General features: G+C 72.2%; 22 protein-coding genes. 8 read left to right on the forward strand and 14 right to left on the reverse strand.

Translation table 11 applies throughout. The features are described from left to right. Window positions 1–50 precede the first annotated feature (50 nt). From ACZ3KP_RS36445 to ACZ3KP_RS36455, 3 genes are all read right to left on the reverse strand, one after another. Window positions 51–1,103 carry a family 2 encapsulin nanocompartment cargo protein terpene cyclase gene (locus ACZ3KP_RS36445; protein WP_467504927.1) on the reverse strand — a complete coding sequence of 351 codons (1,053 nt, stop codon included), beginning with the start codon at window positions 1,101–1,103 and terminating at the stop codon, window positions 51–53. A gap of 17 nt (window positions 1,104–1,120) precedes the next feature. Beyond that, window positions 1,121–2,563 (reverse strand): family 2B encapsulin nanocompartment shell protein, encoded by a 1,443-nt coding sequence (locus tag ACZ3KP_RS36450; RefSeq protein WP_467504929.1) that lies wholly within the window; start codon window positions 2,561–2,563, stop codon window positions 1,121–1,123. A 228-nt stretch (window positions 2,564–2,791) separates the two neighbouring features. Next, window positions 2,792–3,799: a zinc-binding alcohol dehydrogenase family protein gene (locus ACZ3KP_RS36455; protein ID WP_467505048.1), complete on the reverse strand. Its 1,008-nt coding sequence runs from the start codon at window positions 3,797–3,799 to the stop codon at window positions 2,792–2,794. Between the two features lie 199 nt (window positions 3,800–3,998). On the opposite strand from ACZ3KP_RS36455, the gene ACZ3KP_RS36460 reads away from it, so the two are divergent. Together ACZ3KP_RS36460 and ACZ3KP_RS36465 are read left to right on the forward strand one after the other, a co-directional pair. After that, window positions 3,999–4,793, forward strand: coding sequence for a VOC family protein (locus tag ACZ3KP_RS36460; RefSeq protein ID WP_467504931.1), 795 nt, complete (start codon window positions 3,999–4,001; stop codon window positions 4,791–4,793). Window positions 4,794–4,840: 47 nt separating this feature from the next. Further along, complete coding sequence (locus ACZ3KP_RS36465; RefSeq protein WP_467504932.1) at window positions 4,841–5,545, forward strand: ribonuclease H family protein; 705 nt, start codon at window positions 4,841–4,843, stop codon at window positions 5,543–5,545. A 13-nt stretch (window positions 5,546–5,558) separates the two neighbouring features. Here the strand turns inward: ACZ3KP_RS36465 and melC2 are convergent, their stop codons facing one another. Together melC2 and melC1 are read right to left on the reverse strand one after the other, a co-directional pair. Continuing rightward, window positions 5,559–6,389 (reverse strand): tyrosinase MelC2, encoded by an 831-nt coding sequence (gene melC2 / locus ACZ3KP_RS36470; protein ID WP_467504934.1) that lies wholly within the window; start codon window positions 6,387–6,389, stop codon window positions 5,559–5,561. Between the two features lie 36 nt (window positions 6,390–6,425). Then, a complete protein-coding gene (gene melC1 / locus ACZ3KP_RS36475) occupies window positions 6,426–6,839 on the reverse strand; it encodes an apotyrosinase chaperone MelC1 (protein ID WP_467504936.1) in 414 nt (137 codons plus the stop codon). A gap of 345 nt (window positions 6,840–7,184) precedes the next feature. On the opposite strand from melC1, the gene ACZ3KP_RS36480 reads away from it, so the two are divergent. The 5 genes from ACZ3KP_RS36480 (at window position 7,185) to ACZ3KP_RS36500 (ending at window position 12,183) form a co-directional block, all read left to right on the forward strand. After that, window positions 7,185–8,375 carry an FAD-dependent monooxygenase gene (locus ACZ3KP_RS36480; protein ID WP_467504937.1) on the forward strand — a complete coding sequence of 397 codons (1,191 nt, stop codon included), beginning with the start codon at window positions 7,185–7,187 and terminating at the stop codon, window positions 8,373–8,375. Window positions 8,376–8,473: 98 nt separating this feature from the next. Continuing rightward, complete coding sequence (locus ACZ3KP_RS36485; RefSeq protein WP_467504939.1) at window positions 8,474–9,988, forward strand: MFS transporter; 1,515 nt, start codon at window positions 8,474–8,476, stop codon at window positions 9,986–9,988. Then, complete coding sequence (locus ACZ3KP_RS36490) at window positions 9,985–10,572, forward strand: TetR/AcrR family transcriptional regulator (RefSeq protein WP_467504940.1); 588 nt, start codon at window positions 9,985–9,987, stop codon at window positions 10,570–10,572. Before ACZ3KP_RS36485 ends, ACZ3KP_RS36490 begins: the two co-directional genes overlap by 4 nt. Before the next feature lie 59 nt (window positions 10,573–10,631). Then, window positions 10,632–11,615, forward strand: a complete 984-nt coding sequence (locus tag ACZ3KP_RS36495) for an aldo/keto reductase (protein ID WP_467504941.1) — start codon at window positions 10,632–10,634, stop codon at window positions 11,613–11,615. Between the two features lie 82 nt (window positions 11,616–11,697). Beyond that, on the forward strand, window positions 11,698–12,183 hold the full coding sequence (locus ACZ3KP_RS36500; protein WP_467504943.1) for a DUF6328 family protein: 486 nt from the start codon (window positions 11,698–11,700) through the stop codon (window positions 12,181–12,183). On the opposite strand, the gene ACZ3KP_RS36505 is transcribed toward ACZ3KP_RS36500, so the two are convergent. The 9 genes from ACZ3KP_RS36505 to ACZ3KP_RS36545 all read right to left on the reverse strand — a co-directional run bounded on the left by ACZ3KP_RS36505 (window position 12,168) and on the right by ACZ3KP_RS36545 (window position 21,916). After that, on the reverse strand, window positions 12,168–12,836 hold the full coding sequence (locus ACZ3KP_RS36505) for a DUF2238 domain-containing protein (protein ID WP_467504945.1): 669 nt from the start codon (window positions 12,834–12,836) through the stop codon (window positions 12,168–12,170). The genes ACZ3KP_RS36500 and ACZ3KP_RS36505 overlap by 16 nt on opposite strands. A 67-nt stretch (window positions 12,837–12,903) precedes the next feature. Further along, complete coding sequence (locus tag ACZ3KP_RS36510; RefSeq protein ID WP_358982085.1) at window positions 12,904–13,329, reverse strand: SsgA family sporulation/cell division regulator; 426 nt, start codon at window positions 13,327–13,329, stop codon at window positions 12,904–12,906. A 63-nt stretch (window positions 13,330–13,392) separates the two neighbouring features. Then, window positions 13,393–14,433 (reverse strand): hypothetical protein, encoded by a 1,041-nt coding sequence (locus ACZ3KP_RS36515; protein WP_467504947.1) that lies wholly within the window; start codon window positions 14,431–14,433, stop codon window positions 13,393–13,395. Between the two features lie 89 nt (window positions 14,434–14,522). Continuing rightward, the gene (locus tag ACZ3KP_RS36520; protein ID WP_467504949.1) at window positions 14,523–15,494 is read right to left on the reverse strand and encodes an LLM class F420-dependent oxidoreductase; all 972 of its coding nucleotides are present in this window, start codon (window positions 15,492–15,494) and stop codon (window positions 14,523–14,525) included. 64 nt (window positions 15,495–15,558) lie between these two features. Next, window positions 15,559–17,187, reverse strand: a complete 1,629-nt coding sequence (locus ACZ3KP_RS36525; protein ID WP_467504951.1) for a serine/threonine protein kinase — start codon at window positions 17,185–17,187, stop codon at window positions 15,559–15,561. Window positions 17,188–17,386: 199 nt separating this feature from the next. Further along, the gene (locus tag ACZ3KP_RS36530) at window positions 17,387–18,346 is read right to left on the reverse strand and encodes a threonine ammonia-lyase (protein ID WP_467504953.1); all 960 of its coding nucleotides are present in this window, start codon (window positions 18,344–18,346) and stop codon (window positions 17,387–17,389) included. Between the two features lie 158 nt (window positions 18,347–18,504). Continuing rightward, complete coding sequence (locus ACZ3KP_RS36535; RefSeq protein ID WP_358982080.1) at window positions 18,505–19,182, reverse strand: AIM24 family protein; 678 nt, start codon at window positions 19,180–19,182, stop codon at window positions 18,505–18,507. A gap of 56 nt (window positions 19,183–19,238) precedes the next feature. Then, the gene (locus tag ACZ3KP_RS36540; protein WP_467504954.1) at window positions 19,239–20,588 is read right to left on the reverse strand and encodes a CAP domain-containing protein; all 1,350 of its coding nucleotides are present in this window, start codon (window positions 20,586–20,588) and stop codon (window positions 19,239–19,241) included. Window positions 20,589–20,689: 101 nt separating this feature from the next. After that, window positions 20,690–21,916 (reverse strand): serine hydrolase domain-containing protein, encoded by a 1,227-nt coding sequence (locus ACZ3KP_RS36545; protein ID WP_467504956.1) that lies wholly within the window; start codon window positions 21,914–21,916, stop codon window positions 20,690–20,692. Between the two features lie 309 nt (window positions 21,917–22,225). On the opposite strand from ACZ3KP_RS36545, the gene ACZ3KP_RS36550 reads away from it, so the two are divergent. Continuing rightward, window positions 22,226–23,989 (forward strand): M4 family metallopeptidase, encoded by a 1,764-nt coding sequence (locus ACZ3KP_RS36550; RefSeq protein ID WP_467504958.1) that lies wholly within the window; start codon window positions 22,226–22,228, stop codon window positions 23,987–23,989. Window positions 23,990–24,042: the final 53 nt, after the last annotated feature.

Consider the following 24,042-nt stretch of genomic DNA (forward strand, 5'->3'; position numbering starts at 1 on the left):
TCCTCGACGTGTCTCTGACGGTGTATCGGTTCTTCGAAGGTGGCTCGGTGCTACCAGTAGTCGGGCAGGTGGTAGCGGTTGGTGTTGGTGGCGTGCCACTCGTGGTTGCCGGAGACCCAGGCGGCCAGTCCCTCGGCGTAGCGCGCGACCAGCGGCGATCCCGCGGACAGGGCGGCCGACTCCGCCTCGAAGGCCTCCATGATCCGGTTGTGGATGCCGACCGACTTCAGATAGGCCGCCTTCAGCCCGCACCGGTCGTTGGCCGCCACCACCTGGGGCAGATTGAGGTGGTCCGGGTCGCTCGCCAGCTCCTTGGTGAAGGAGTACAGGTCGTTGACGATCGTGGTGGCGTTGCAGGCGAGCGCCGTGATCCGCTGGATCTCCGGGCGGGCGTAGAGCTGCTCGGGCAGTTCGTAGCCGTCCACCGCGTCGACGATCGACAGACAGGGCCGGAAGTTGTTGAACTGCCGCATCACCAGGTACTCCCAGACCCGCGGCATGTACCCGGTCTCCATCCAGGCGGCCTCCCCGAGGTACCCGAGGTGCAGCCGGGCGATGTCGTGGACGAACCGGTCGGTCTGGCTCGGGGTGGCGAAGGCGGCGAAGTCCGCGAGGGCGAAGTGGTAGGAGCGCAGCGGGCCGTCGGCCGCGATGCCCGCGCGCCACTCCTCCTCCAGCTCGGGGATGCCGTGGTAGGGGTCGAGCGCCGACTGGGCGATGATCAGCGGACCGCCGAGCCCGCGCCTGGATCCGCCGCGCCCTTCGTCCTCCTCGCAGTAACAGGAGTCCACGATGTTCTCGGCCAGCAGCAGCTTGCCGGCGGCGGTGAGGCGGTCCAGGTCGAGACCGCCCGGATGCTGGAGGACGACGGCCCGGCCGAACTGGAAGCCGGAGAAGTCCCCCTTCCAGGCCTCGGGGAACAGGTCGAGTTCCCGGGCCCAGGCCTCCAGGCGCCGGTCGAGCTCGGCGGCCTTCTCCGGGTCGGCGGGCACGGCGGGCCGGTAGTGGAGTCCGGGGACCGCCCCGGTGCGCCGGCCCGGGCGCAGACTCCGCGCGAGGTTCGGCGGGCCGGGCAGGGCGTAGGACGTGGTGGCTGTGCTCATGGCTGTGCTCCGGGCCGTCAGTCGGCGGTGCGGCCGAGCTGGACGTTCTCCAGGATCCCGGCCGCGTCGGGGACGAGGATGGCCATCGAGTAGTAGGCGGTGACCAGGTAGTTGACGACGGCCTGCTCGTTGATGCCCATGAAGCGGACGTTCAGGCCGGGCTGGAACTCCTCGGGGATACCGGTCTGGTAGAGGCCGATGACCCCCTGGTCGGCCTCGCCGGTGCGCAGCGCGATGATGCTGCTGGTGTGGTCGTCGCTGATCGGGATCTTGCTGCACGGGTAGATCGGGACCCCGCGCCAGGCCGGGATCTCGTGCCCGTCGATGTTCACGCTGGGCGGTACCAGGCCGCGCCGGTTGCACTGCCGGAAGAAGGCCGCGATCGCCTTCGGATGGGCCAGGATCACCTTGGTCTTGCGGCGCATGGAGATCAGCTCGTCCATGTCGTCCGGGGTCGGCGGCCCGGTGAAGGAGCTGATCCGCTGCCCGTAGTCGATGTTGTGCAGCAGCCCGAACTCGCGGTTGTTGACCAGCTCCCATTCCTGGCGCTCGCGGATCTCCTCGACGGTCAGGCGCAGCTGCTGCTGGGTCTGGTCCATCGGGTGGTTGTAGAGGTCGGCCACCCGGGAGTGCACCCGCAGCACCGTCTGGGTCAGCGACAGTTCGTACTCGCGCGGCGTCAGGTCGTAGTCCACGAAGCCGCCGCGCAGGGTCTCCTCACCGACGTGGCCCGCCTGCACCGGCACCTCGGCCTCGCCCTTGCGGTTCATCGGCAGCCGCTGCCGGTCGACGAACGCCCGGAGGTGGGCGCCCAGCGACGGCTCCCGGTCCATGATCTCCTCGGCGACCGCCCAGGGCAGCGCCAGCACCACCCCCGCGGTCTCCGCGCGGACCGAGGTGAGCCAGAGCGGGTCGGTCTGGCCGACCGCCTCGTCGCCCATCTGGTCGCCGTCGGTGACGACCCCGACGACCTCCTCGTCGCCGTACTTGCCGGCCGCGTACCTGGTGAACCGCCCGTGCACCACCAGGTACGTTTCGGTGACCGGCTGTCCGGCCTCGAACAGCAGCTGCCCGGCGCGCACTTCGCGGGGCTGGAAGCGGGCGGCGAGCTCGGCCAGCACGTCGGGGTTGTCGTAGCCGCGCAGGATGGGCAGTTCGGTGAGGGTCCCCGGGATGACCCGGATGTCGTCCCCGCCGTTCTGCTCGAAGCTCACCCGACCGCGCCCGGTGCGCAGTTGCAGGCGCCGGTTCACCCGGTAGGTGCCGCCCTTGACGTCCACCCACGGCAGTGTCTTCAGCAGCCACCGCGAGGTGATGGCCTGCATCTGCGGCTCTGACTTGGTGGTCGTGGCGAGCTGGCGTGCCGCCCGGGTGCTCAGACTGGTGAGCTGCCCGTCGGTGGTCGGATCCGGCTCGGGCTCGTCGACGGCGGAACCGATGACGCTGTCCGGTGTGGACACATTCCCTCCAGCAGAGAGCTGAACGACGGTGACCCGAAGGGTCGGTGGTGTGCGAGGTGGTGGTGCGCACGGCCTAGCCAAACAGCCGTGGTGATCTACGGGTACGGCGTGAAAGGGGCGGCTGCGGGCTGTGGTTGCGCAAACCTGGAGGCCGGGGCGGAAAAGGTTGCGTTCGTCGATCATGCGCCGGTGGCCCGCTCTCGTGCCCTGGCCGGGCTGGGGTTGGACTCAGGAAAGGTCGTCCACCAGCACCGCGGCCCCGTCGAAGCGCCCGGCCTTCAGGTCCCGCAGCGCCCGCGGAGCCTCGGACAGCGGGTAGGTGTGCGTGGTGGCGCGGATCCGGTGCCGCTCGGCGAGGTCCAGGAACTCCCGTCCGTCGGACCGGGTGTTGGAGGTGACGCTGCGCAGCTCCCGCTCGTAGAACAGCTCACGCTCGTAGTTCAGCGGCGGCACGTCGCTGAGGTGGATGCCCGCGACCGCCAGCACGCCGCCCCGGTCCAGGGCGCGCAGCGCGACCGGCACGAGATCGCCGACGGGAGCGAACAGGACGGCGCTGTCCAGCGGCTCGGGCGGCGGCTCGGCGAGGTCCCGGGCCGAGGCCGCGCCCAGCGCCAGGGCCAGTCGCCGGGCCTCGGCACCCCGGGTGACCACATGCACCCGCGCGCCCTGCGCCACCGCCAGCTGGGCGCACAGATGGGCGCTGCCGCCGAAGCCGTAGAGGCCGAGCCGGCCGCCCGGAGGGAGCGAGGCCCGGCGCAGCGCGCGGTAGCCGATGATCCCCGCGCACAGCAGCGGCGCGAGCGCCACGTCGTCCAGGGTCCCGGACAGCCGGTACGCGAACCCCGCCGGTACCGTCGTGTACTGCGCGTACCCGCCGTCGGCGTCCCAGCCGGTGTACCGCGAGCGCGGGCACAGGTTCTCGGCGCCCCGCAGGCAGTACGCGCACTCCCCGTCCGTGCGCCGCAGCCAGGCCACCCCGACCCGGTCGCCGACGGTGAAGTCGGCCACCCCGGAGCCCAGGCCCGCCACCTCGCCGACCACCTCGTGCCCCGGCGTCACCCCGGGCCTGCGCACCGGCAGATCGCCCTCCGTGACGTGCAGGTCGGTGCGGCACACCCCGCAGGCCCGCACCCGGACCAGCAGCTCGTCCGGACCGGGCACCGGCACCGGCCGTTCGACGAGCCGCAGCGGATCCGCCTCGACCGGCCCGGGCCGCACCACCGACCACGCCCGCATCATGTCCGTCATACCGCACCCCGTCCGCCGAACCCCGCCACCCTTCCCGGCCCGGCCGCGCTCTCCGTCCCGGTCGGCCGTCCCGGTCCGCCGTCCCTCCCAGTGTCCGCCGGAGCCCGCGGTTCGGCGCGCGGGCGGACCGTCGGATGGCTAGCGTGAGGAGCCGGGACAATCCGGCACGATCGGAAGGGCCGTGGCCATGGCGGTACAAGCTGAAGGCACCCCTTGCTGGGCCGACGCGATGTTCGGCGACCTGGAGGGGGCCAAGAGTTTCTACGGCGCCGTCCTCGGGTGGACCTTCGGCGAGTCGTCGTCGGAGCACGGCGGCTACACCCAGGCCTACGCGGACGGCAAGGCCGTCGCCGCCGTCGTACCGCCCATGCCCGGTCAGGAGGGCCAGCCGCAGTGGTGCCTGTACTTCGCCTCACCGGACGCCGTGGCCGCCGCCGCGCGGATCCGGGAGCACGGTGGCGAGGTGCTGATGGAGCCGCTGCGGGTCGGCGAGGCGGGCACGATGTGCCTGGCCCGGGAACCCGGCGGCGCGGTGTTCGGCATCTGGCAGGGCGGTGACCACGAGGGCTTCGAGGCCACGGCCGTGCCCGGCGCCTACTGCTGGGCGGAGGTCTTCACCCGCGAGCCCGAGAGGACCGACCCCTTCCTCACCGCCGTCTTCCCCTACACGGCCAGGCGGATCGAGGACGACAAGGTCGACTTCCGGATGTTCGACGTGGACGGGAACACCGTCCTCGGGCGGATGCGGATGGGCGACGAGTTCCCGCCCGAGGTGCCGTCGTACGTGAACGTGTACTTCACCGTCGCAGACTGCGACGAGGCCGTCGCCAGGGCCACCGAGCTCGGCGGGGTGCTCCGCTTCGGTCCGCTGAGCATGCCCTTCGGCCGGTTCGCGGCGCTCAGCGATCCGCAGGGCGCCGGCTTCTCGGTGATCGACATCAACACCACCGAGGGCGAACTCCCGTCACTCAAGGACGACTGAGCAGCGCGCACACCGGGCCACGGCCGGCCGGTCCGGCGGGCCGTGGCATGATCGGGGCCATGCGTGAACGAGTGGTGGCCGCGTGCGACGGGGCTTCTAAGGGAAACCCAGGACCGGCCGGCTGGGCCTGGGTGGTGTCCGACGACGCGGCGACCCCGGCCCGCTGGGAGGCGGGACCGCTCGGCAGGGCCACCAACAACGTCGCCGAACTGACCGCCCTGGAACGGCTGCTCACGGCCGTGGAACCGGACGTGCCGCTGGAAGTCCGGATGGACTCGCAGTACGCCATGAAGGCGGTCACCACCTGGCTGCCCGGCTGGAAGCGCAACGGCTGGAAGACCTCCGCCGGCAAGCCGGTCGCCAACCAGGACCTGGTCGTCCGCATCGACGAACTCCTCGACGGCCGCACGGTCGACTTCCGCTACGTCCCCGCCCACCAGGTCGACGGCGACCCGCTCAACGACTTCGCCGACCGCGCGGCCAGCCAGGCGGCCACGGTCCAGGAGGCCGCGGGCAGCGCCCTCGGCTCCCCGGTGCCGCCGCCGTCCCCGACGCCCGCCGCCTCCGCCGCGGCCCCGCGCCGCAAGGCGGCCCCGCGCAAGAAGACGGCCGGGTCCGCCGCCGGCGCCCGCACGATCAAGGCGAAGTTCCCCGGCCGCTGCCTGTGCGGGCGTTCCTACGCGGCCGGCGAGCCCATCGCCAAGAACGCGCAGGGCTGGGGCCACCCGGAGTGCCGTACCGCGGACGCCTGATCGGGCCGCCGGGTCAGGCCGCGGCGGTGTCGAACGTGTAGAACCGCGTGTGGTCGAGCAGATCGGCAGGACGCACGTCGTTCCACGGCTTCATGGTCTCGTCCAGGTCCACCACGTCCGGTGTGCCGCCACCCGGGACGTACGCCGCCTGCGGATGCCGGCGCTGCCACTCGGCCCACAGTTTGTCGACGAAGGCGTGGTGCAGCCAGAACACCGGGTCGTTGGGGGAGACACCGGTGGCCATCTGGCCGCCGACCCAGACGTGGACCCGGTTGTGCAGGTTGACCCCGCGCCAGCCCTCCAGGTGGTTCCGGAAGCCGTCCGAGGCGCTGTTCCAGGGAGCCATGTCGTAGGTCGCGATGGACAGCACCGAGTCGACCTCGGCCCGGGTGGGCAGCTCGCGCACGCCGGCCCCGAGCGACCTGCGCAGATAAGTACGGGCGTCCACCCGCACGTTGATCGGCCAGTTGCCGGCGGACGCGGCGAACGGGCCGTCCGTCACCCGCCCGTCGGAGGCGCGTCCGGTACCGCCCAGGAAGTCCGGCGCCCACAGCGAGGAGCGGACGGTCCGGTCGGCGCTCCAGTCCCAGTAGGGGAGCGCCACCGAGGGGTCCACCGACTGGAGGGCCCGCTCGAAGTCGAGCAGGAATCTGCGGTGCCAGGGCAGGAACGACGGCGAACGGTGGCCCGTGCGCTCGGAGTCGTCGGTGTCGGACATGATGAAGGCGTTGTGCGTGCGCACGTAGTCGTCGTAACGCCCGCTGCGCTTCAGCTCGATGACGGCGGCGACGAACCGCCGCTTCTCGTCGGCGGTCAGGGCGGCCTGGTTCTTGCGTACGGTCATGTGGCTCGGGGCTCCGGAATTCTGTGCGGGGGGCGGTCAGTTGGCGGGGAAGGGCAGCAACGCGGCGCCCTGCAGCTCGTCGACCGCCGCGCGGGCGGCGGCGCGCGGAGTGGCGACCGGGTCGTAGTGACTGACCACGCTGATCCAGCTGCCGTCGGCGTTCCGCATCACGTGCAGCTCCACCCCGTCCACGAACACCGCGTATCCGCCGCCGTGACCGTGGCGACGGCCGCCACCCATACCGCCGCCCATACCGCCCATGCCGCCGCCCATGGCGCCCGGACGGCCTTGTATGCGGCGGCCCTTGTAGATCTCGTCGAAGGGTTCGAGGGGTCCCCCGTGCGAGTGGGATGCGGCCGGTGCGCCGGGCGCGAGGAGTGTCTGGGTACCGGCGGCGGTGGCCAGCAGGGCCCCTGCGGTGAGTGCGCGACGGCGGGTGAGTCCGGGCATACGGACGCCTCCTGTGGTGGGTGCGGGTGATGACTCCGTATGCCTATCCGCCGGTTTCCCGGCGGGGGAAATCGCCCGGATCGGGTTGGCCACGATCAGGACAATTGACTACATGTCATACAAGATTTAACGAAGATGATCTTGCCGGAGTGGAGGGATCGGCGATTCCGGAACGGCGAATTCCTTGCTCGGGCGGGGCGGTTCCCGTCGATCTTTGGCGGCGGTCCGCCGTCCGGGTGGCGTGGCTCACGGCGTCAATCTGGCGCGATTCGCAAACCCGGCCGGACGCCGGGCGCGCTGCTACCCTGCGGTGCCAATTGGCCACGTTCGGTGAATCCCAGGGGTGTGTGCGTGAAGGTCGACTGCGTCGGAGGCGGGCCCGCGGGCCTGTATCTCGCGATCCTGCTCAAGCGGCAAAACCCGGCCCATGACATCACCGTCCATGAACGGAACCCCGAGGGCTCGACCTACGGCTGGGGCGTCACGTACTGGCGCGCCCTGCTCGACCGGCTGCACGCGCACGACCCCGAGTCGGCGCGCGCGATCGAGGAGAGCTCGGTGCGCTGGAACCAGGGCGTCGCCCACGTCGGCGAACGGATCGCCCGGCAGCCCGGCGACCTGGGTCACGGCATCGGCCGCCACCGGATGCTGGAGATCCTCGCCGACCGCGCCCGCTCGCTCGGAGTACGGCTGGAGTTCGAGGCGGAGATCACGCCCGAGAACCTCCCCGACGCCGACCTGGTGGTCGCCGCCGACGGCATCCACAGCGCCCTGCGCACCCGGCACGCCGACCACTTCGGGACCCGGGCCACCGAGGGCCGCAACCCCTACGTCTGGCTCGGCACCACCCGGGTCTTCGACTCCTTCACCTTCGCCTTCGCCGAGACCGCCCACGGCTGGGTCTGGTGCTACGGCTACCCGTACGACGCCGAGCACAGCACCTGCGTCATCGAGTGCGCCCCCGAGACCCTGGTCGGCCTGGGTCTGGACGCGATGGACGAGACAGGTCAACTGGCCCTGCTGGAGAAGCTGTTCGCCGGAGTCCTGGACGGCTGTCCGCTGATCGGCGGCTCCGCCGCCGCCTGGCCCGCCTTCCGCACCGTCACCAACCGCAGCTGGTACCACGGCAACCTGGTCCTGCTCGGCGACGCCGCCCACACCACCCACTACTCCATCGGCGCCGGCACCACCCTCGCCCTGGAGGACGCGATGTGCCTCGCCGGCGCCCTGCGCGAGCACGGTGCCGTGCCGCAGGCCCTCGCCGCCTACGAGCGGCAGCGCCGCTCCGAACTGCTCTCCGCCCAGAGTGCCGCCCGGCTGAGCGCCCAGTGGTACGAGAACCTGCCCCGCTACATCGGCCTGCCCCCGCACCGCATGTTCGCCCTGCTCGGCCAGCGCCACTCACCACTGCTGCCCTACGTGCCCCCGCAGCTCTACTACGGCCTCGACAGGGCGGCCGGGCGGCTGGAGGTGCTGCGCCGGTTCAAGCGGTGGCTCGGACCACGGGCCGCGCGCGCCCTGTACACGCGGTCGTAGCAGCCGGACGGTCCCGGGCCTGCGTAGGTGAAAAACCATTCACCCGATAGGGTGAATTCATATTCACCTGTCACGTCGCGTCGCCCGCAGGAGTGCCGATGGACCAGCCCGTCCCCACAGCCGGTCCGTCGGAGTCGTCCGCCGCACCGCCCCCGCTGCGGCGGCGGCTGACGATCCCGGTCCTGGCCTTCGGCGGGATCCTGATGGCCGTCATGCAGACGGTGGTCGTCCCGCTCCTGCCGGACCTGCCCCGGCTCACCCACTCCTCGGCCGGCGCCGTCTCCTGGACGGTCACCGCGACCCTGCTCTCCGGGGCCGTCCTCACCCCCGTGCTCGGCCGGGCCGGCGACATGTACGGCAAGCGGCGGGTCCTCACCGGGGCCCTCGCCCTGATGACCGTGGGCTCCGTCATGTGCGCCCTGTCCTCGGACATCGCCGTGCTCATCGCCGCCCGCGCCCTGCAGGGTGCCGCCGCCTCCGTCGTACCGCTGTCGATCAGCATCCTGCGCGACGAACTGCCGCCCGAGCGGCGGGGATCGGCGGTCGCGCTGATGAGCTCGACGGTCGGCATCGGCGCCGCGCTGGGCCTGCCACTGGCCGCGCTGGTGGTGCAGTACTACGACTGGCACACCATGTTCTGGCTCACCAGCCTCCTCGGCGCGCTCGGCGTGGCCGCGGTGTGGTGGGCGGTCCGGGAGTCCCCGGTGCGCGAACCCGGCCGGTTCGACGTGCTCGGCGCGCTCGGGCTGGCCGTCGCCCTGACCTGTCTGCTGCTCGGCGTCTCCCAGGGCGGCCAGTGGGGCTGGGGCAGCCCGCGGGTGCTGGGCCTGTTCGCCGCCGCCGTCCTGGTGCTGGCCCTGTGGTGGTGGCAGCAACTGCGCACCGAGCGACCGCTGGTCGACCTGCACCTGGTGGCGCGGCCCCGGGTCGGCCTGTCCCATGTCGCCGCCCTGCTCACCGGATTCGCCTTCTACGCCAACTCCCTGGTCACCGCCCAACTGGTGCAGGCGCCCAAGGCCACCGGATACGGCCTCGGCCTGTCGATCGTGGCCACCGGCCTGTGTCTGCTCCCCGGTGGCGTCACCATGCTGCTGTTCTCCCCGGTCTCCGCACGGATCTCCGCCGCCCGCGGCCCGCGCGTCACCCTCGCCCTCGGCGCCGCCGTCATCGCCTGCGGCTACGTGCTGCGCATCGCCGACAGCCGCGACCTCTGGATGATCATCCTGGGCGCCACCGTCGTCGCCACCGGCACCACCCTGGCCTACTCGGCCCTGCCCACCCTCATCCTGCGGGCCGTCCCGGCGAGCCAGACCGCCTCCGCCAACGGCGTCAACGTCCTGATGCGCACCATCGGGCAGGCCACCTCGAGCGCCGCCGTGGCCGCCGTCCTCACCCATCACACCAGCCTCGTCGGCGGTGCCCCGGTCCCCACCCTGCACGGTTACCTGCTGGCCTTCGCGATGGCCTGCGCCGTCGCCCTGGCGGCCAGCGCCGCGGCCCTCTCCATCCCCGGCGACAGGGCCCGGGACAGCGGCAGCGGCACGTCCACCGCCGACCTGTCCGCCGGGCGCCAGGCCGAGGGCACCCGCGGCGGCGCGCTGGAGGGAGCGTGAGCGCCGTGAGCAGTCGGCCCGGTGCCCCGGCCGTGCCCGCCCGCCGGGACGCGGCGGCCACCAAGGCGGCCATCCTCAAGGCCGCCCGCCACCTCCTCGCCCGGCACGCGCACGCCGACATCACCCTCAAGGACGTCGCCGAACGCGCCGGGGTCAGCGCACCGCTGGTCCTCAAGTACTTCGGCAACAAGGAGCGCCTCTTCGCCCGCGTGATGTCCTTCGACGCGGACGCGGACGCCCTCCTCGCCGCACCCCTGGAGGAACTCGGCCGGCACATGGTCCGGCACGTCCTGGAGAGCCAGCGCGACCGGGGCGCCGACCCCCTGCTCCGGATCGTCTTCGCCCCCCTGCACGGGGACCAGGGCGACGTGCTGCGCGCCAACTTCCGCGCCCACGTGGTCGACGCCCTCGCCGCCAGGCTGACCGGCCCCGACCCCGGCCTGCGCGCCGAACTGGCCGTCGCCCAGCTCATCGGCCTGGGCGTCATGTACGGCATCGCCCGCGGCCCACGCCTGCGCGAGAACACGATCGCCGACCTGGCCGACCGCTACGGCCCGGCGGTCCAGGCACAGCTGACGCCATAGCCCGGCGCCGGTGCTCGGCCCGTGACACCGTTGTCGGCGGCGGATGACAGACTGTCGCCATGGACGAACGTGTAATCGACAGGTCGGGACAGTGGGCATCGGTCGTCGGCCTCGGCACATGGCAGCTCGGTGCCGACTGGGGCGAGGTGGACGACAAGGAGGCGCTGGCCGTCCTGGAGACGGCGGCCGAGTCCGGGGTGACCTTCTTCGACACCGCCGACGTGTACGGCGACGGCCGCAGCGAGCAGACCATCGCGACCTTCCTGCGCAGCAGGCAGGACCTGCACGTCCTGGTGGCCACCAAGATGGGCCGCCGGGTCGACCAGATCCCGCAGAACTACGTCCTGGACAACTTCCGCGCGTGGAACGACCGGTCGCGCCGCAACCTCGGCGTCGACCGGCTCGACCTGGTCCAGCTGCACTGCCCGCCCACCCCGGTGTACTCCACCGACGAGGTGTTCGACGCCCTCGACACCCTGGTCGAGGAGGAGCGTGTCGCGGCCTACGGGGTCAGCGTCGAGACCTGCGCCGAGGCGCTCACCGCGATCGCCCGTCCGGGCGTGGCCAGTGTGCAGATCATCCTCAACCCGTTCCGCATGAAGCCCCTGCGCGAGGTCCTGCCGGCCGCCCGGGAGGCCGGTGTCGGCATCATCGCGCGGGTGCCGCTCGCCTCCGGTCTGCTGTCCGGCAAGTACACCAAGGACACCGTCTTCGCGGCCGACGACCACCGCACCTACAACCGGCACGGCGAGGCCTTCGACCAGGGCGAGACCTTCTCCGGCGTGGACTACGCGACGGGCGTGGAGGCCGCCGCCGAGTTCGCCGCCCTCGCCCCCGAGGGCTACTCCCCGGCCCAGCTCGCCCTGCGCTGGATCATCGAGCAGCCCGGCGTGACCACGGTGATCCCCGGTGCCCGCAACCCGGAGCAGGCCCGCGCCAACGCGGCCGCCGCCAAGCTGCCGCCGCTGCCCGCGGACACGGTCACCGCGATCCGGGAGCTGTACGACCGCCGTATCAAGGACCAGGTGGAGAGCCGCTGGTAGGGCCCGCGGGGCCGGGAGCGGCCGCCGCGCGGCTCCCGGCCTCGGCCGTTTGAACGAACCGGCGGAGGGTTACACGCTCCCCATGACGGACGAGGAGACGCGGAGAGGGCGCCACGAGACGGAGGACGAGCGCGCCGACCGGATGTGGACCGACCTGATCCAGGAGGTGCGGGTCGCCCAGACCGGTGTCCAGATCCTCTTCGGCTTCCTGCTCACCGTGGTCTTCCAGCAGAAGTACGCCCACCTGTCCCACGTGGACAAGACCATCTACATCGTCACCGTCGTCCTCGGCGCATCGGCGACCGGCGCCCTCATCGGTCCGGTCTCCCTGCACCGGCTGGTCTCCGGCCGCAGGGTCAAGCCGGAGGCGGTCCGCCTCGCCTCCCGGCTCACCTCGATCGGGCTGTTCCTGCTGCTGGCCACCATGACGGCGTCCCTGGTGCTCATCCTCCGGGTGGCCACCAGCGGTGGGTATGTCACCTGGGTGGTCGCCGCCGTGCTCGTCTGGTACCTGCTGTGCTGGTACGCCGTGCCGCTGTGGGCGCGGCGCCGTCACAGCGCCCGCTGAGCCGCCTCCAGGCTCCGCAGCTGCCGGTCGTGCACCCGGCTGAGCAGCAGCACCGACAGCGTGGCCCCGATCAGCGCGCAGAACATGTCCCACTGGGTGTCCCAGACATCGCCCTGTGTGGCGAGGAAGGCGTCCGCGCCGTGGCCGCCGATCTCGGCCGCCAGCCACTCCAGCAGCTCGAAGCAGGCACTGAACGCGAGGCACGCGCACACCGTGAGCGGCGCCAGCCACCGGCTTCCGCGCAGCGGGGAGGTACGGCTGAGCAGCTCCCGGACCAGCACCGCCGGCACGAACCCCTGCATGAGGTGGCCGAAGCGGTCGTACGGGTTGCGGTCCAGGCCGAAGGTGTCCCGCACCCAGTCGCCGACCGGGACCTCGGCGTAGGTGTAGTGGCCGCCGACGGCGAGCACCAGGGCGTGCGCCGTGAGCAGCCCGGCCAGCAGACCCGTCAACGGGAAGCGGCGCCAGGTCAGCACCGCCAGCGGGAGGCCGACGAGCACCCACACCGTCTCCAGGAACCACGTCGTGCGGTCCCGTGCGCCCCAGGCCGAGACAACCGTGCCCGCCACCACGACCCCGGCGAACAGGACGGGTGGCACACGGCGAGGCACGTGCTGCGGGGCGGGTCGCGGGGCGGGGTGCACTGCGGTCATGGCGGACTCCTCGTCGTGGGCGTCCCATCGTGGCCGCGCCGCCCGGGAGTCACATGAGTACGGCTACTCAGCCGGTGGCGAGGATCTCCGCGAGTACGTCGTCCACCCGTACCTCTTCGCGGCCGGGCGGCACCGCCAGGAACGTGTCGCTCAGGAACGCGGCCAGGGCGGGTGCCCACACGAAGACCACCGCGTGGTGGCGCTCGCCGCCGGGCAGCGGATCGCCGAGGAACTCCATCCGCACTTCCCTCCAGCGCCCCTGCCGCTCGGGACGCAGCCGGATGTCCCCGACCCCGACCGGCTCCCGCAGGCCGTCGTTCAGCATTTCGCGGTCCAGCCGCCACCGGGCGAGCACCCGGCCGTCCAGGGTGAACACCGCGGTGACGGCGAACGGGTCACCGGCGTCGTAGGAGAGATGGGCGAGGACGGGACAGCGGCCCGTCCCCTCCGTCCGGAGCTGTACCACCAGGGTCCTGTGCACGATGGGGTTCACGCGAGAGGCCTCCGAGAACGATCGGCTTGGTGCCCTCTAGTACCCCTCTCACAGGAAAAACGCTCAATCCGAGGCGGAATTGCCCTTCGCACCGCGCAGCGCGGCCAGGCAGGAGCCGATGGCCTGCTGGAGTTCCTCCAGGCGCTGGAGCATGTCGTCCTCGTAGAAGTCCTGGGCGTCGTCGAAGGTCAGCTCCTCGAACGCCCTGGTCGCCTTCTGCAGGCTGCTGTAGAACCTGGTGCGCCGCTCCTGGACGCGCAGGCCGGGATCGGCCTCGACCGCCTCGACGATCAGGTTCTTCATCGTGTCGTAGGCCTCGGTCGCCCACTCGCCGGTGTCCTCGTCCTCGTCCAGTTCGTCGAGGAGGGACAGGTGGCGCTCGGCCTCCTGGCGCAGCTCGGCCGGCGCGTCGAGGGTCTGCCCGGCCGGGGTCCTGATCCGGCCGGACTCGGCGATCTGCCGGACGTAGCCGATACGGTCGGCGGAGCGGCTCTCGGTGGCGACGGCCTTCTTCAGGTCGTCGGTGCGGACCACGTCCCGGGCCAGCACGGTCCCGAGGTCCGGGTCCTCCTTGATGCGGTCCAGGAGCGCGGAACGGGCGGCGCGCGCCGTGGAGGGGTCGGCGAGGATCGCGGCGCGCAGCGCGGTGGGGTTCTCGGCCACCTCCAGGGCCTTGGTGGGGCGGATGCCCTCCGCCTCGGCGGCCGCGGCGATGGCGGTGCCGCGCTCCGAGGTGGCGCTGTTGCGGGAGACGTAGTAGTCCAGCCACACGTCGGAGTCGGGGAGTTCGACCTCCTGGCCCGGGGCGAGTGCCTCGAAGTGCGGCACCAGACCGTCGTCGGCGGCCCGGTCCCAGGCCTTGTAGTACCGCATCACGCGTTCCGAGGAGCAGCCGGCCAGCTCGGCGAACTCCTTCGCCGAGATCTTCGGCGTCCCCTCCGCGCCCTGCCCGCCCGGCCGCACACTGCGCGCCACCATCAGCCCGAACGTCCAGCTTCCCGTGCGCACGTAGGCGCCGAACTCGCGCGCGTCCCGGGCCACGAGGTCGGAAAGGGGTGCCGGGGACGCGCCGGACGTCGCGGACGGGTCGATCGCCAGGGTCACGGAGGACGCTCCTGAAGGTTGCCGGACTGCATACGTACAGTCCGGCAGCCTATCGACCCGTCGGCCGGGGGGCCGGCGACCGGCCGGGATCAGCCGAACGCGTCGCGCAGGGCGGGCAGCAGCGTCTTGCGGGACCAGTCCAGGAACTCCGGCTGCGACTCGCCGCCGATCTGCACCAGGGCGATCTCCCCGAACCCGGCCTGAGCGTAGGGCCGTACGGCCTCGACGAAGTCGTCCGGGTCGTCCCCGCAGGGGATGGAGGCGGCCACGTCGTCCTGGGTGACGAACTGGGTCGCGGACTCGAAGGAGTCGGGCTGCGGCAGTTCGGAGTTGACCTTCCAGCCGCTGCCGAACCAGCGGAACTGGGCATGGGCCCGCTTCACCGCCGTGTCGCGGTCGGGGTCCCAGCACACCGGCAGCTGGCCGACGCGTGGCTTGCCCGCTCCGCCGTGCCGGTCGAAGGCGTCCAGGAGCGAGGCCTTCGGTTCGGTCGCGATGACCAGGTCGGCCAGTTTCCCGGCGAGCCTGCAGGACTGCTCGCCGGAGACCGCGATGCCGATCGGCGGCGGTTCGTCCGGGAGGTCCCACAGGCGGGCGGACTCCACGTCGAAGTGGGTGCCGTGGTGGTTGACATGGCCGCCCGCGAACAGCGCCCTGATGATCTCCACCGCCTCTTCCAGCATCTCGTGCCGTACGTCCACCGACGGCCAGCCGCCGCCCACGACGTGCTCGTTGAGGTTCTCGCCCGCGCCCAGCCCGAGCCGGAACCGGCCCTCGGAGAGCAGCTGCACGGTCGCCGCCTTCTGGGCCACGATCGCGGGGTGGTAGCGGATCGTGGGGCAGGTGACGTAGGTCATCAGCGGGATCCGCGAGGTGGCCTGGGCGGCGGCGCCGAGGACGCTCCACACATAGGGGGCGTGCCCCTGTGAGCGCAGCCACGGGAAATAGTGGTCCGACGCCACCGAGAAGTCGAAGCCCGCCTCCTCGGCCCGCACCACATGATCCACGAGATCACGCGGACCGGCCTGCTCGGTCATCATCGTGTATCCGATTTGCACCATACGGTGCGGGTCCCCAGCAGACCGCGGTGAAAACGGCCCGTCCCGGGCGCGACGGGGACGCCTTCTAGACCCGGAACGTGGCCAGGAACGTCTTCCTCGCCAGTGCGTCCGCGGGATCGTCCCAGGCCGTGGCGGGTGCGGTGATGCGCAGGGAGAAGCTGCGGCCGCCGCCGAGCAGGAAGCCGCGCCCGAAGGTGCGCACCCGGTCGGCGCCGGTGCCCGACAGCCACTCCATGTCCGCCCCTTTTCGGCCCTGGTAGGTGGTTGCCGTGATCTGGCCGATCCGCCGGTACCCGGCCTCCTTCTCCAGCTGGGGTTCGACGTCGTCCCGCCAGACGGCGACCGGGTCGGGACCCGCCTGGGTGCTGTAGGTCACCGCGAGGGTGCGCGGATCGTCGCCTCCCGGGCCGAAGGTGACGCGGTAGGCGACATCCTTCACCCGCGCGGTGTCCAGACGCTTCCAGCCCGTGGGGAGCGCCACCGAGAAGCCCTCAGGGGCGGTGTAGCGCCGGAAGCCGGCCGGGAGCGCGCCGGCCGTTGCCGAGGCGGCGGGTGACGCGCCGGCGGGCGGCGCCGAGCCCTTCGAGGCGGAGGGCGAGGAGGAGGGCGGGGGCGAGGAGGAGGGGGAGGTGCTCGGGCTCTTGCCGTCCGTGCGGTTGCGCGGCCCGGAGGCCGTGGCCGAGGCGCTGGACGCCGACCCCGCCGAGGAGGTGCCCGGCAGGCCCTGGGTCGCGGCCAGCACCGCCACCGACACGGTCACCACGGCCAGCGCGGTCCCGCCGATCATGGTGGCCCTGCTCCATCCGGAGGCCCGGGCCGCCACATAGGCGCCGCGCAGCCGCGGCACCGGGGCCGGCTGCGGCATCGTGTCGGGGTCCTCGTCGAGGACACGTGTCAGCGCGTCGCGGACCACCGGACGGCTCAGCCGCTCCCGGGAGCTCTTCCGGAGCAGTCCCTGGATCACCTGGGTCAGCGGACCGGCCCGCAGCGGGGTGCGCAGCGGCAGCCGGTCCACTCCTTTCAGGGTCGCGTCGGCGCGACCGCGGTCCCGGAACGGCGGCCGCCCCTCGACCATCGTGTACAGGATCGCGCCGAGCGCCCACAGGTCGGCGGCCGGCCCGATGCGCTCGTCGCGGGCCTGCTCCGGGGAGGCGTACGACGGTGCGGTCACCCTCGGGGCCAGCGTCGCGCCCGCGAGACCGAATCCTGTGATCACCACCGGGCCCTTGTCACGGACGAAGATCTGGCCGGGACTGAGCTCCCCGTGGGTGTAGCCGTCGCCGTGGGCGGCATCCAGCACGTCGAGCACCTCCAGGCCGACCCGGGCGGCCCGCGCGTAGTCGAACGTGGGTTCCCGGGCCAGGAGTTCACTGAGCGGCGTGCCGTCGATCAGCTCCGTGACGGTCCAGAGCACGCCGGCCTCCTCGAAGGCGTCGATCACCATGGCCACCCGGCCCGGCCGCAGCGCGCTCATGACCTCGGAGGAGCGCAGTATGCGGGCGGTGGTCCGGCGCACGGTGTCCGCGTTCGGTGGCTCCGGGAGCGCGATCTGGGTCACCAGTCGCGGTCGCTCGGCCTGTACGTCCTCCGCGTACCAGGTGATGCGGTTCGGCTCGCGGTCGGCGACTTCGAGGAGCCGGTACCTTCCGGCGACCAACTCTTGTGCGGAGACATGCGCCTTGACCATCGTCATCCCTCGTCGGAACTCCTGCCTCGTCTTGTGCAGAAGTACGGGGGACGCGCCCCGGTTTGTTCAAAGGATCTGCAACTCCGGGGCGGGTCTTGCCTTTTATTCAACCGGTGGCACCTGCGGTCCACTTTGGGAAAACGGCGCATGTCCGAGCCTCGACCTGCGGGTAACCGACGGTAAAAGCCCGGGTTCGAGGCGCTCGTCAGTCCAGCCCGAAACGCTCCGTCCACTCGGCGATCTCCCGGTGCGTCACATTGCCCCCGCACACCACGAGGCCGATCCGCGCCCTGTCCCCGACCCGCTCCAGCACCTGCCGGGCGGCCGGCAGCAGACACCCGGCGGCCGGCTCGGTCCACACCTTGGCGTGCTCGGCGAACTCCAGGCTGCCCCGGACGGCCTCCCGGTCCGCGACCACCAGGACCTCCTCCACCAGCGCCGCCGCATGCTCGTAGGTCAGCCGGGACACGGCCGGCGCGCTGAGCGTCGTCACGATGGAAGCCCCCCGCACCGGCAGTGGACCGCCCGCTGCCAGGGCCTCGGACATCGCCTGTGCACCCCGCGTCTCCACACCCCACACCCGCAGGCCGGGGCGCCGGGCCCGCAGCGCCACCGCCACACCCGCGATCAGGCCCCCGCCGCCGATGCTGACGAGCACATCCGTGAGGTCGTCCGCGTCCTCGGCGAACTCCAGGCCCAGCGTGCCCTGTCCGGCGATCACGACCGGATCGTCGAACGGGTGGACCAGGGTGAGCCCTTCGTCGCGCAACACGTTCACCAGCTCGAACGCCGAGTCCATCCCGTCGGTCAGCCGCACCGCCGCCCCGGCGGCCTCGACCAGCGCGATCGAGCGGGCCGGGGCCGTACGGGGCATGACCACGGTCGCCTTCACATGCAGCGCCGCCGCCATCACCGCGAGCGCGATGCCGTGGTTGCCGCCGCTGACGGCGACCACGCCGGCCGCCCGCTCGGCCGCGCTCAGGGACAGCAGCTTCGCCGTGGCGCCGCGCGCCTTGAACGAGCCGGTGCGCTGGAGGAGTTCCAGCTTGGCCGTGACGGGGGCGCCGAGCAGCTCCGACAGACCGGGGCTGGAGACCGTGGGAGTGCGGACGACGTGCCCGGCGATCTGCTGGGCGGCGGCTTCGATGTCCGAGATGCCGATCAAGGCGGTTCACCCTTCCGGCGCGGGGGCGGAAGTCCGCGCCTTCGGCACCCTGACCCGGACGGACGTCTCTGGTCAACCCGGACCGGACGGGCCCCGGCGCCCCACCCCCGGCAGGGCCGCCGGGGCCGTCGTGGGGGCGGGGCCCACGGCGCCCGCCGTCAGTGCTGCTGGGCCTTCTGCGGGGTCGCCTCGCTCGGCCGGACCACGACGTAGCCCTCGCCCTGGAGCATCAGCTGGACCGCTTCTCCCGAACCGCCGCGCAGCATCGACCCGATGGACTGCGAGCGGTGCAGAGAGGTCTCCAGGTGCGCGGTCCAGCCCACCACCGCATCGGTGTCGACGTAGACCGGGGACTGCGGTGAGACGGGGATCACCAGCGGGTTGCCCTCGCAGATCAGTCCGAGCTTGCCGTACCCGGAGAACACGCTGTTGAACAGGCCGCCGCCGGCTATGCCGGACCCCTTCACGGTCCTGATCTCATAGGACAGGGACGCGTCGAAGCACAGGACGTTGCGGCCGTTGACCGTGAACTGGTCGCCGGGCTCCACCTCGACGATGAAGCAGTTCTGCGCCTCGTGCGCGAACCAGGCCTCGCCCTGGCCCAGTACGGACATCAGCGGCAGCCCCTCACCGGTGACGGCGCGCTTGAGCATGCCGCCCACGCCCTGGCCCTTGCGCTCGAACCGCAGATTGCCGCGGTGCGCGATCATCGCCCCCTGCCGGGCGTACATCTCGCCGTTCACCGCGTACTTGACGCATTTCGCGTTCTCGATCGTCATGCCCGGCTCGACAGCCGCCGCGACCATGTGCTCCGTGGAAAAAAGATCACCCTTCATGCGGGGCATGGTGTCCCGGAGGAATGCGTTCCGCCAAGATCGGGGAAGGTACCGGTTCAGGCACCGAACAACTGGGTCCAGTAGGTGGCCGCCCGGCCGCCGCCGGCGAAGCCGGTGCCGATGTGGGTGAACTCCGGTTTGAGGATGTTGGCCCGGTGCCCGGGGCTGTTCATCCAGCCGTCCACCACCTCGGCGGCGGAACGCTGGCCGCAGGCGATGTTCTCGCCGATGGTGCGCCGCCGGGAGCCCGCGGCGGCGGCCCGGTCCCAGGGCTGGGTGCCCTCGGGGGAGGTGTGCGAGTAGAAGTCGCGGGTCGCCATGTCGGTGCTGTACGCCTGGGCGGCGAACGCCAGCTGCGGATCCTCCGCGAGCGGCCGGAGCCCGGCCCGGACGCGCTCCCGGTTGGTGAGTTCGACGACCTCCGCCCGGGTGCGGGACAGCTCGGCCTCGGTGAGGGGCCTGGCCCACAGCGCGGTCCAGTAGGTGTCCCCGTCCCGTGGGCCGCGGGCGTGGGCGAGGCCGGCGTGGGTGAAGGCCGGGTCGAGCAGGGTGCGCCGGGCGTCCTCGGTGGCCAGGCAGTGGTCGACGAACTCGGCGGGGGTGCGGGGACCGGAGACGAGGTGTTCGCCGACCGTGACGTAGGCGAAGCCCGTGCGACTGATCAGCTGGTGCACGGAGACGCCGTCGCCGCTCTCGGTGGTCAGCCGGCCGGCCTCGGCCATCGCGGTGGCGTGGGCGCGGGCCGCCGTGACCAGCCGGGGTTCCGGGACCACCGGCGGGCGGCCGGCCCGGGCGCGGGCGGAGTTGACCAGGCCCAGGGGGCCGTCGGGCTCCAGGTGGGGGGCGGCCGAGGGGCGGCCCGGCGCGGTCGCCGTGCGCTGCGGCGGGATGGTGGCGCGGAAACCGGCCGGGCGCTGCGGCTGCTCGTCCTCGACGACGTCCACTCCGTAGTCCCGGGCCAGCCCCGCGAGTCCGTCCGCGTACCCCTGGCCGACCGCGCGCAGCTTCCAGCCGGTGCCCCGGCGGTATATCTCGGCGAGCAACAGCAGGGTCTCCGCCCGCGGCCGGGGCGGGGCGAAGCGGGCCACCGGGCGCCCGAGACGGTCGGTGACGTCCAGGGTGGCGGCGGGCAGCGCCCCGAGCGGGGTGCCGGGTTCGGCGGCGGTGACCGTGACGGTGACCCGCACGGCACCGGACCGCAGCAGGGCCGGCTCGACGGTCAGCGTGTCGCCGCGCAGCCGGACGCCGGGCGCGTCCGGCTGGTTGTAGAAGACGAAGTCGGCGTCGCCGCCGACCCTCCCGCTCTCGTCGGTGATCAGGGCGGACAGGTCGAAGGGGCCGGGCACCCGGAGCGTCAGCGCGCCGCCCGGGAGGGGCAGGTTGCCCCCGGGGACCAGCTCGCTCATCTCGCCGCCTCTACGAGGTCAGGGGCCGAACAGCGCGCCCGGTGGGGGAGTCGCCGGTTGAACGTCCGGCCCGGGCGCGAGGTTCCCCGCCTGCGTCGGCGCTACTGCTCGCGCGGCGCGGCCGGGGCCACGTCCTCCCGCTCCAGCGGCGTGTCGACGCGCCGCGCGGAGCGCTGCTTGCCGCAGAAGGCCGGCTCCAGCGTCTGAGCGAGCGTGTTGAGCACGGCGGAGCTGTTGGAGGCGTTGGCGACGGCGGTGAGGCTGCGCTTGCCGTCCTTGGTGGTGAAGGCGTACGTGTAGTAGCCCTGCACGGCGCCCGTGTGGCCGTACACCGAGATCCCGCAGGACAGGTCGCGGCGGCGCAGCCCCAGGCCGTAGGAGGTGTTGGAGTTGACGCGGGTGAAGCGCTCCATGTCCGCCAGCCGGGCGGCCGAGGTGAGCTTTCCGCCGGCCAGCGCGGAGTAGAAGGTGTTGAGGTCGCGGGTGGTGGAGATGATGGCGCCCGCGCTCTGGGCCCAGGACACCGTCTGCTCGGTCGCGTCGACGGGCTGCGCGCCCGCCCGGTCCGCGGTGAGGTAGCCGTTGGCGTGCTGCCCGGGGATCCTCGTGTCCGGGTGGACGTAGAAGGTGCCGGTCAGGCCCAGCGGCTTGAAGATGCGGTTCTCGTACTCGGCCTTCACGCTGTGCCCGGTGAGCTTCTCGATGAGCATGCCGGCGACCACGAAGTTCGTGTTGGAGTACGAGTAGGCGGCTCCCGGCGCGTTGGTGCGCGGCTTGCGCAGGGAGAGGTCCAGCAGCTGCCGGTAGGTGAAGACCTTGTTCCGGACCGCTTCGAAGCCGGACACGCTGCTGGCGAACATGTCGTTGGTGTAGTCGTACAGGCCGCTGCGGTGGCTGAGCACGTGGCGCACGGTGATGCGGTCGTCCGGGAGCAGGCCCGGCAGATAGCGGTTGACCGGCGCGTCCAGGGCGAGCCGGTGCTCGTCCACCAGTTGCAGCAGGACGACCGCCGAGAACGTCTTGGTGACACTGCCGACGCGGAAGCGGTCGGCGGTGGTGATGGCCCGCCTGCTCATGCGGTCGGCGACGCCCTGCGTCGTCCGGTAGACCTTCGCGCCCTCGTCGATACGGGCCATCGCGCCGGGCGCCCCGTTCGCCACGACCGAGCGCAGCACCGCTGCCAGGCCCGCGGTGTCCGGCGCCGGCAGGGCGTCCGCCGTCCGTGGGTGTGCCCGCGCCTTCAGCGGCGCCGCCTGTGCCGGTACCGCGAGCAGTGACAGTGCCACCGCTCCGAGCACCGCGCTTCTGCTGACCATTGCCGAGACCATCCGGACCTGCTCCTCTCCGTGCTGTTTCCGATGCGAGATGGGTCACATCCGATTCGGGGAACCTTCTCGCATCCCGTCACATCTCCACCGTCGACGCACAGTTGGTCATCCGGTGATCACTGTGCGATGTGGTTTCGCAAAGTATTGCCACGAAAGGCAAGAAAAGCGACGAACTGCGCTTTACATGGACATGACTCATCCGGAAGGGTTGCGGTCCGGGGCCCGACCAGCCCCCTTGGCGTCCCACGGCGCCATGCCGCACGGCGGTCGACGACCTCGACCACCGTCCGAGCAGAGGAACCCTGATCAGTGCGTAGTGCGCGCATACGCGGCGCGGCGGTCGCCGTCGCCGTGACGACGGCCGCCACGGGCCTGGCCGGTACGGCCTTCGCCGGTCCCGACACGGGGGTGCGCGGTTCGGCCGCCGCCACGACGGCCGCGCAGGTGGTGGCGGCGGCCCGCGCCGCGGCCTTCGCCCACGCGAAGGCGACCGGTGTCGGCACCGGCGACGAACTCCGGGCCCAGGACGTGATGATCGACCCCGAGGGAGGCCGCCACGTCCGCTTCGTCCGGACCCACCGGGGGATGCCGGTGCTCGGCGGCGACCTCGTCGTTCATCTTTCCCGTCAATTGGCCTACACGGGCGTCACCCGTGCGGCCGACCACACCGTGGAACCGGCCACCACCCGGGCGACGCTGACCGCCCGGCAGGCCGAGGAGAAGGCGGCCGCCGCCGCCCACGGCGAGGCCGGCACCGCCGCGCTCGTGGTCGACGCCCGCGACGGCGCCCGGGCCCTCGCCTACCAGGTGGCGGTCGACGGCGCGATGGGCCCGGCCACGGTCGTCGTCGACGCGCTCACCGGCAGGGTGCGCAGCAACACCCCGGACAACGACGAGTTCCTCTCTCCCCGCGTACTGGAGGCCCTGCGCCGGCGCGGCGAGACCCTCGCCCCGGCCACCGGCACCCGGCCGAACGCCTTCACCGGCGCGGCCGCGGCCGCGGCGCCCCACTACCCGGCCACCGCGCACGGCACCGGCCGGTCCCTCTTCGTGGGCAAGGTCGCGCTCACCACCACCCGGACCGCCCGCAAGAACTTCCTGCTCAAGGACCCGACACGGTACGGCACCGAGACCCGGGACGCCAAGGGCAAGGAGACCGAGAGCTTCGGCCAGGGCGCCGCGTTCACCAGCACGAACGACAGCTGGGGCAACGGCGCCACCACCAGCCGGGGCAGCGCCGCCGCCGACGCCCAGTACGGCATCACCGAGACCCTGGACTTCTACCGGAAGACGTTCGGCCGCAAGGGCATAGCGAACGACTCGAAACCCGCCCGCGCCATGGTCCACTGGGGCGACAAGGTCGGCAACGCCTTCTGGGACTCGACCTGCGGCTGCATGCTCTACGGCGACGGGGACGGCGACGAGACAAAGAAGCCGCTGGTCGTCCTGGACGTCACCGGACACGAGCTCACCCACGGCGTGGTGGACGCCACCGCGAAGCTGGCACCGACCCGCGTCGACACGCACGGCAACCAGTACGGCGAGGCCGGGGCGCTCAACGAGTCACTGGCCGACATCTTCGGCTCGGGCGTGGAGTTCTTCGCGAACAACCCGAAGAACCCGCCGAACTACCTCCTCGGCGAGAAGCTGGGCCTGGCGCAGAAGTTCCTGCGCCGCCTCGACCACCCCTCCCTCGACCGCCTCGAAGGCACCGTCGACTACTGGTCGCCCCAGGTGGCCGACGCCGAGGTGCACGCCGGCTCCGGCGTCTCCTCGCACGCCTTCTACCTGCTCGCCGAGGGCAGCGGCCGCAAGACCGTCGGCGCCACCACCTACGACTCGCCCACCTACGACGGGTCCACGGTCACGGGCATCGGCCGCGCCAAGGCCACCGCGGTCTTCTACCGCGCCCTCACCCGGTACATGGTCTCCTCGACCGACTTCCACGGCGCACGGGTGGCGACGCTGAAGGCGGCGAAGGACCTCTACGGCGCGAGCAGCGTGGAGTACCGCACGGTCGACCAGGCCTGGGCGGCGGTCGACGTGACCGCCGCCAACGCGCCGACCCGGTGAACGCGAGCCAACGCCGTTGACGCACCCGCCATTTGAAGGCCACTGGAGCCTCA

The organism is Streptomyces sp. NPDC020958 (assembly GCF_055562175.1).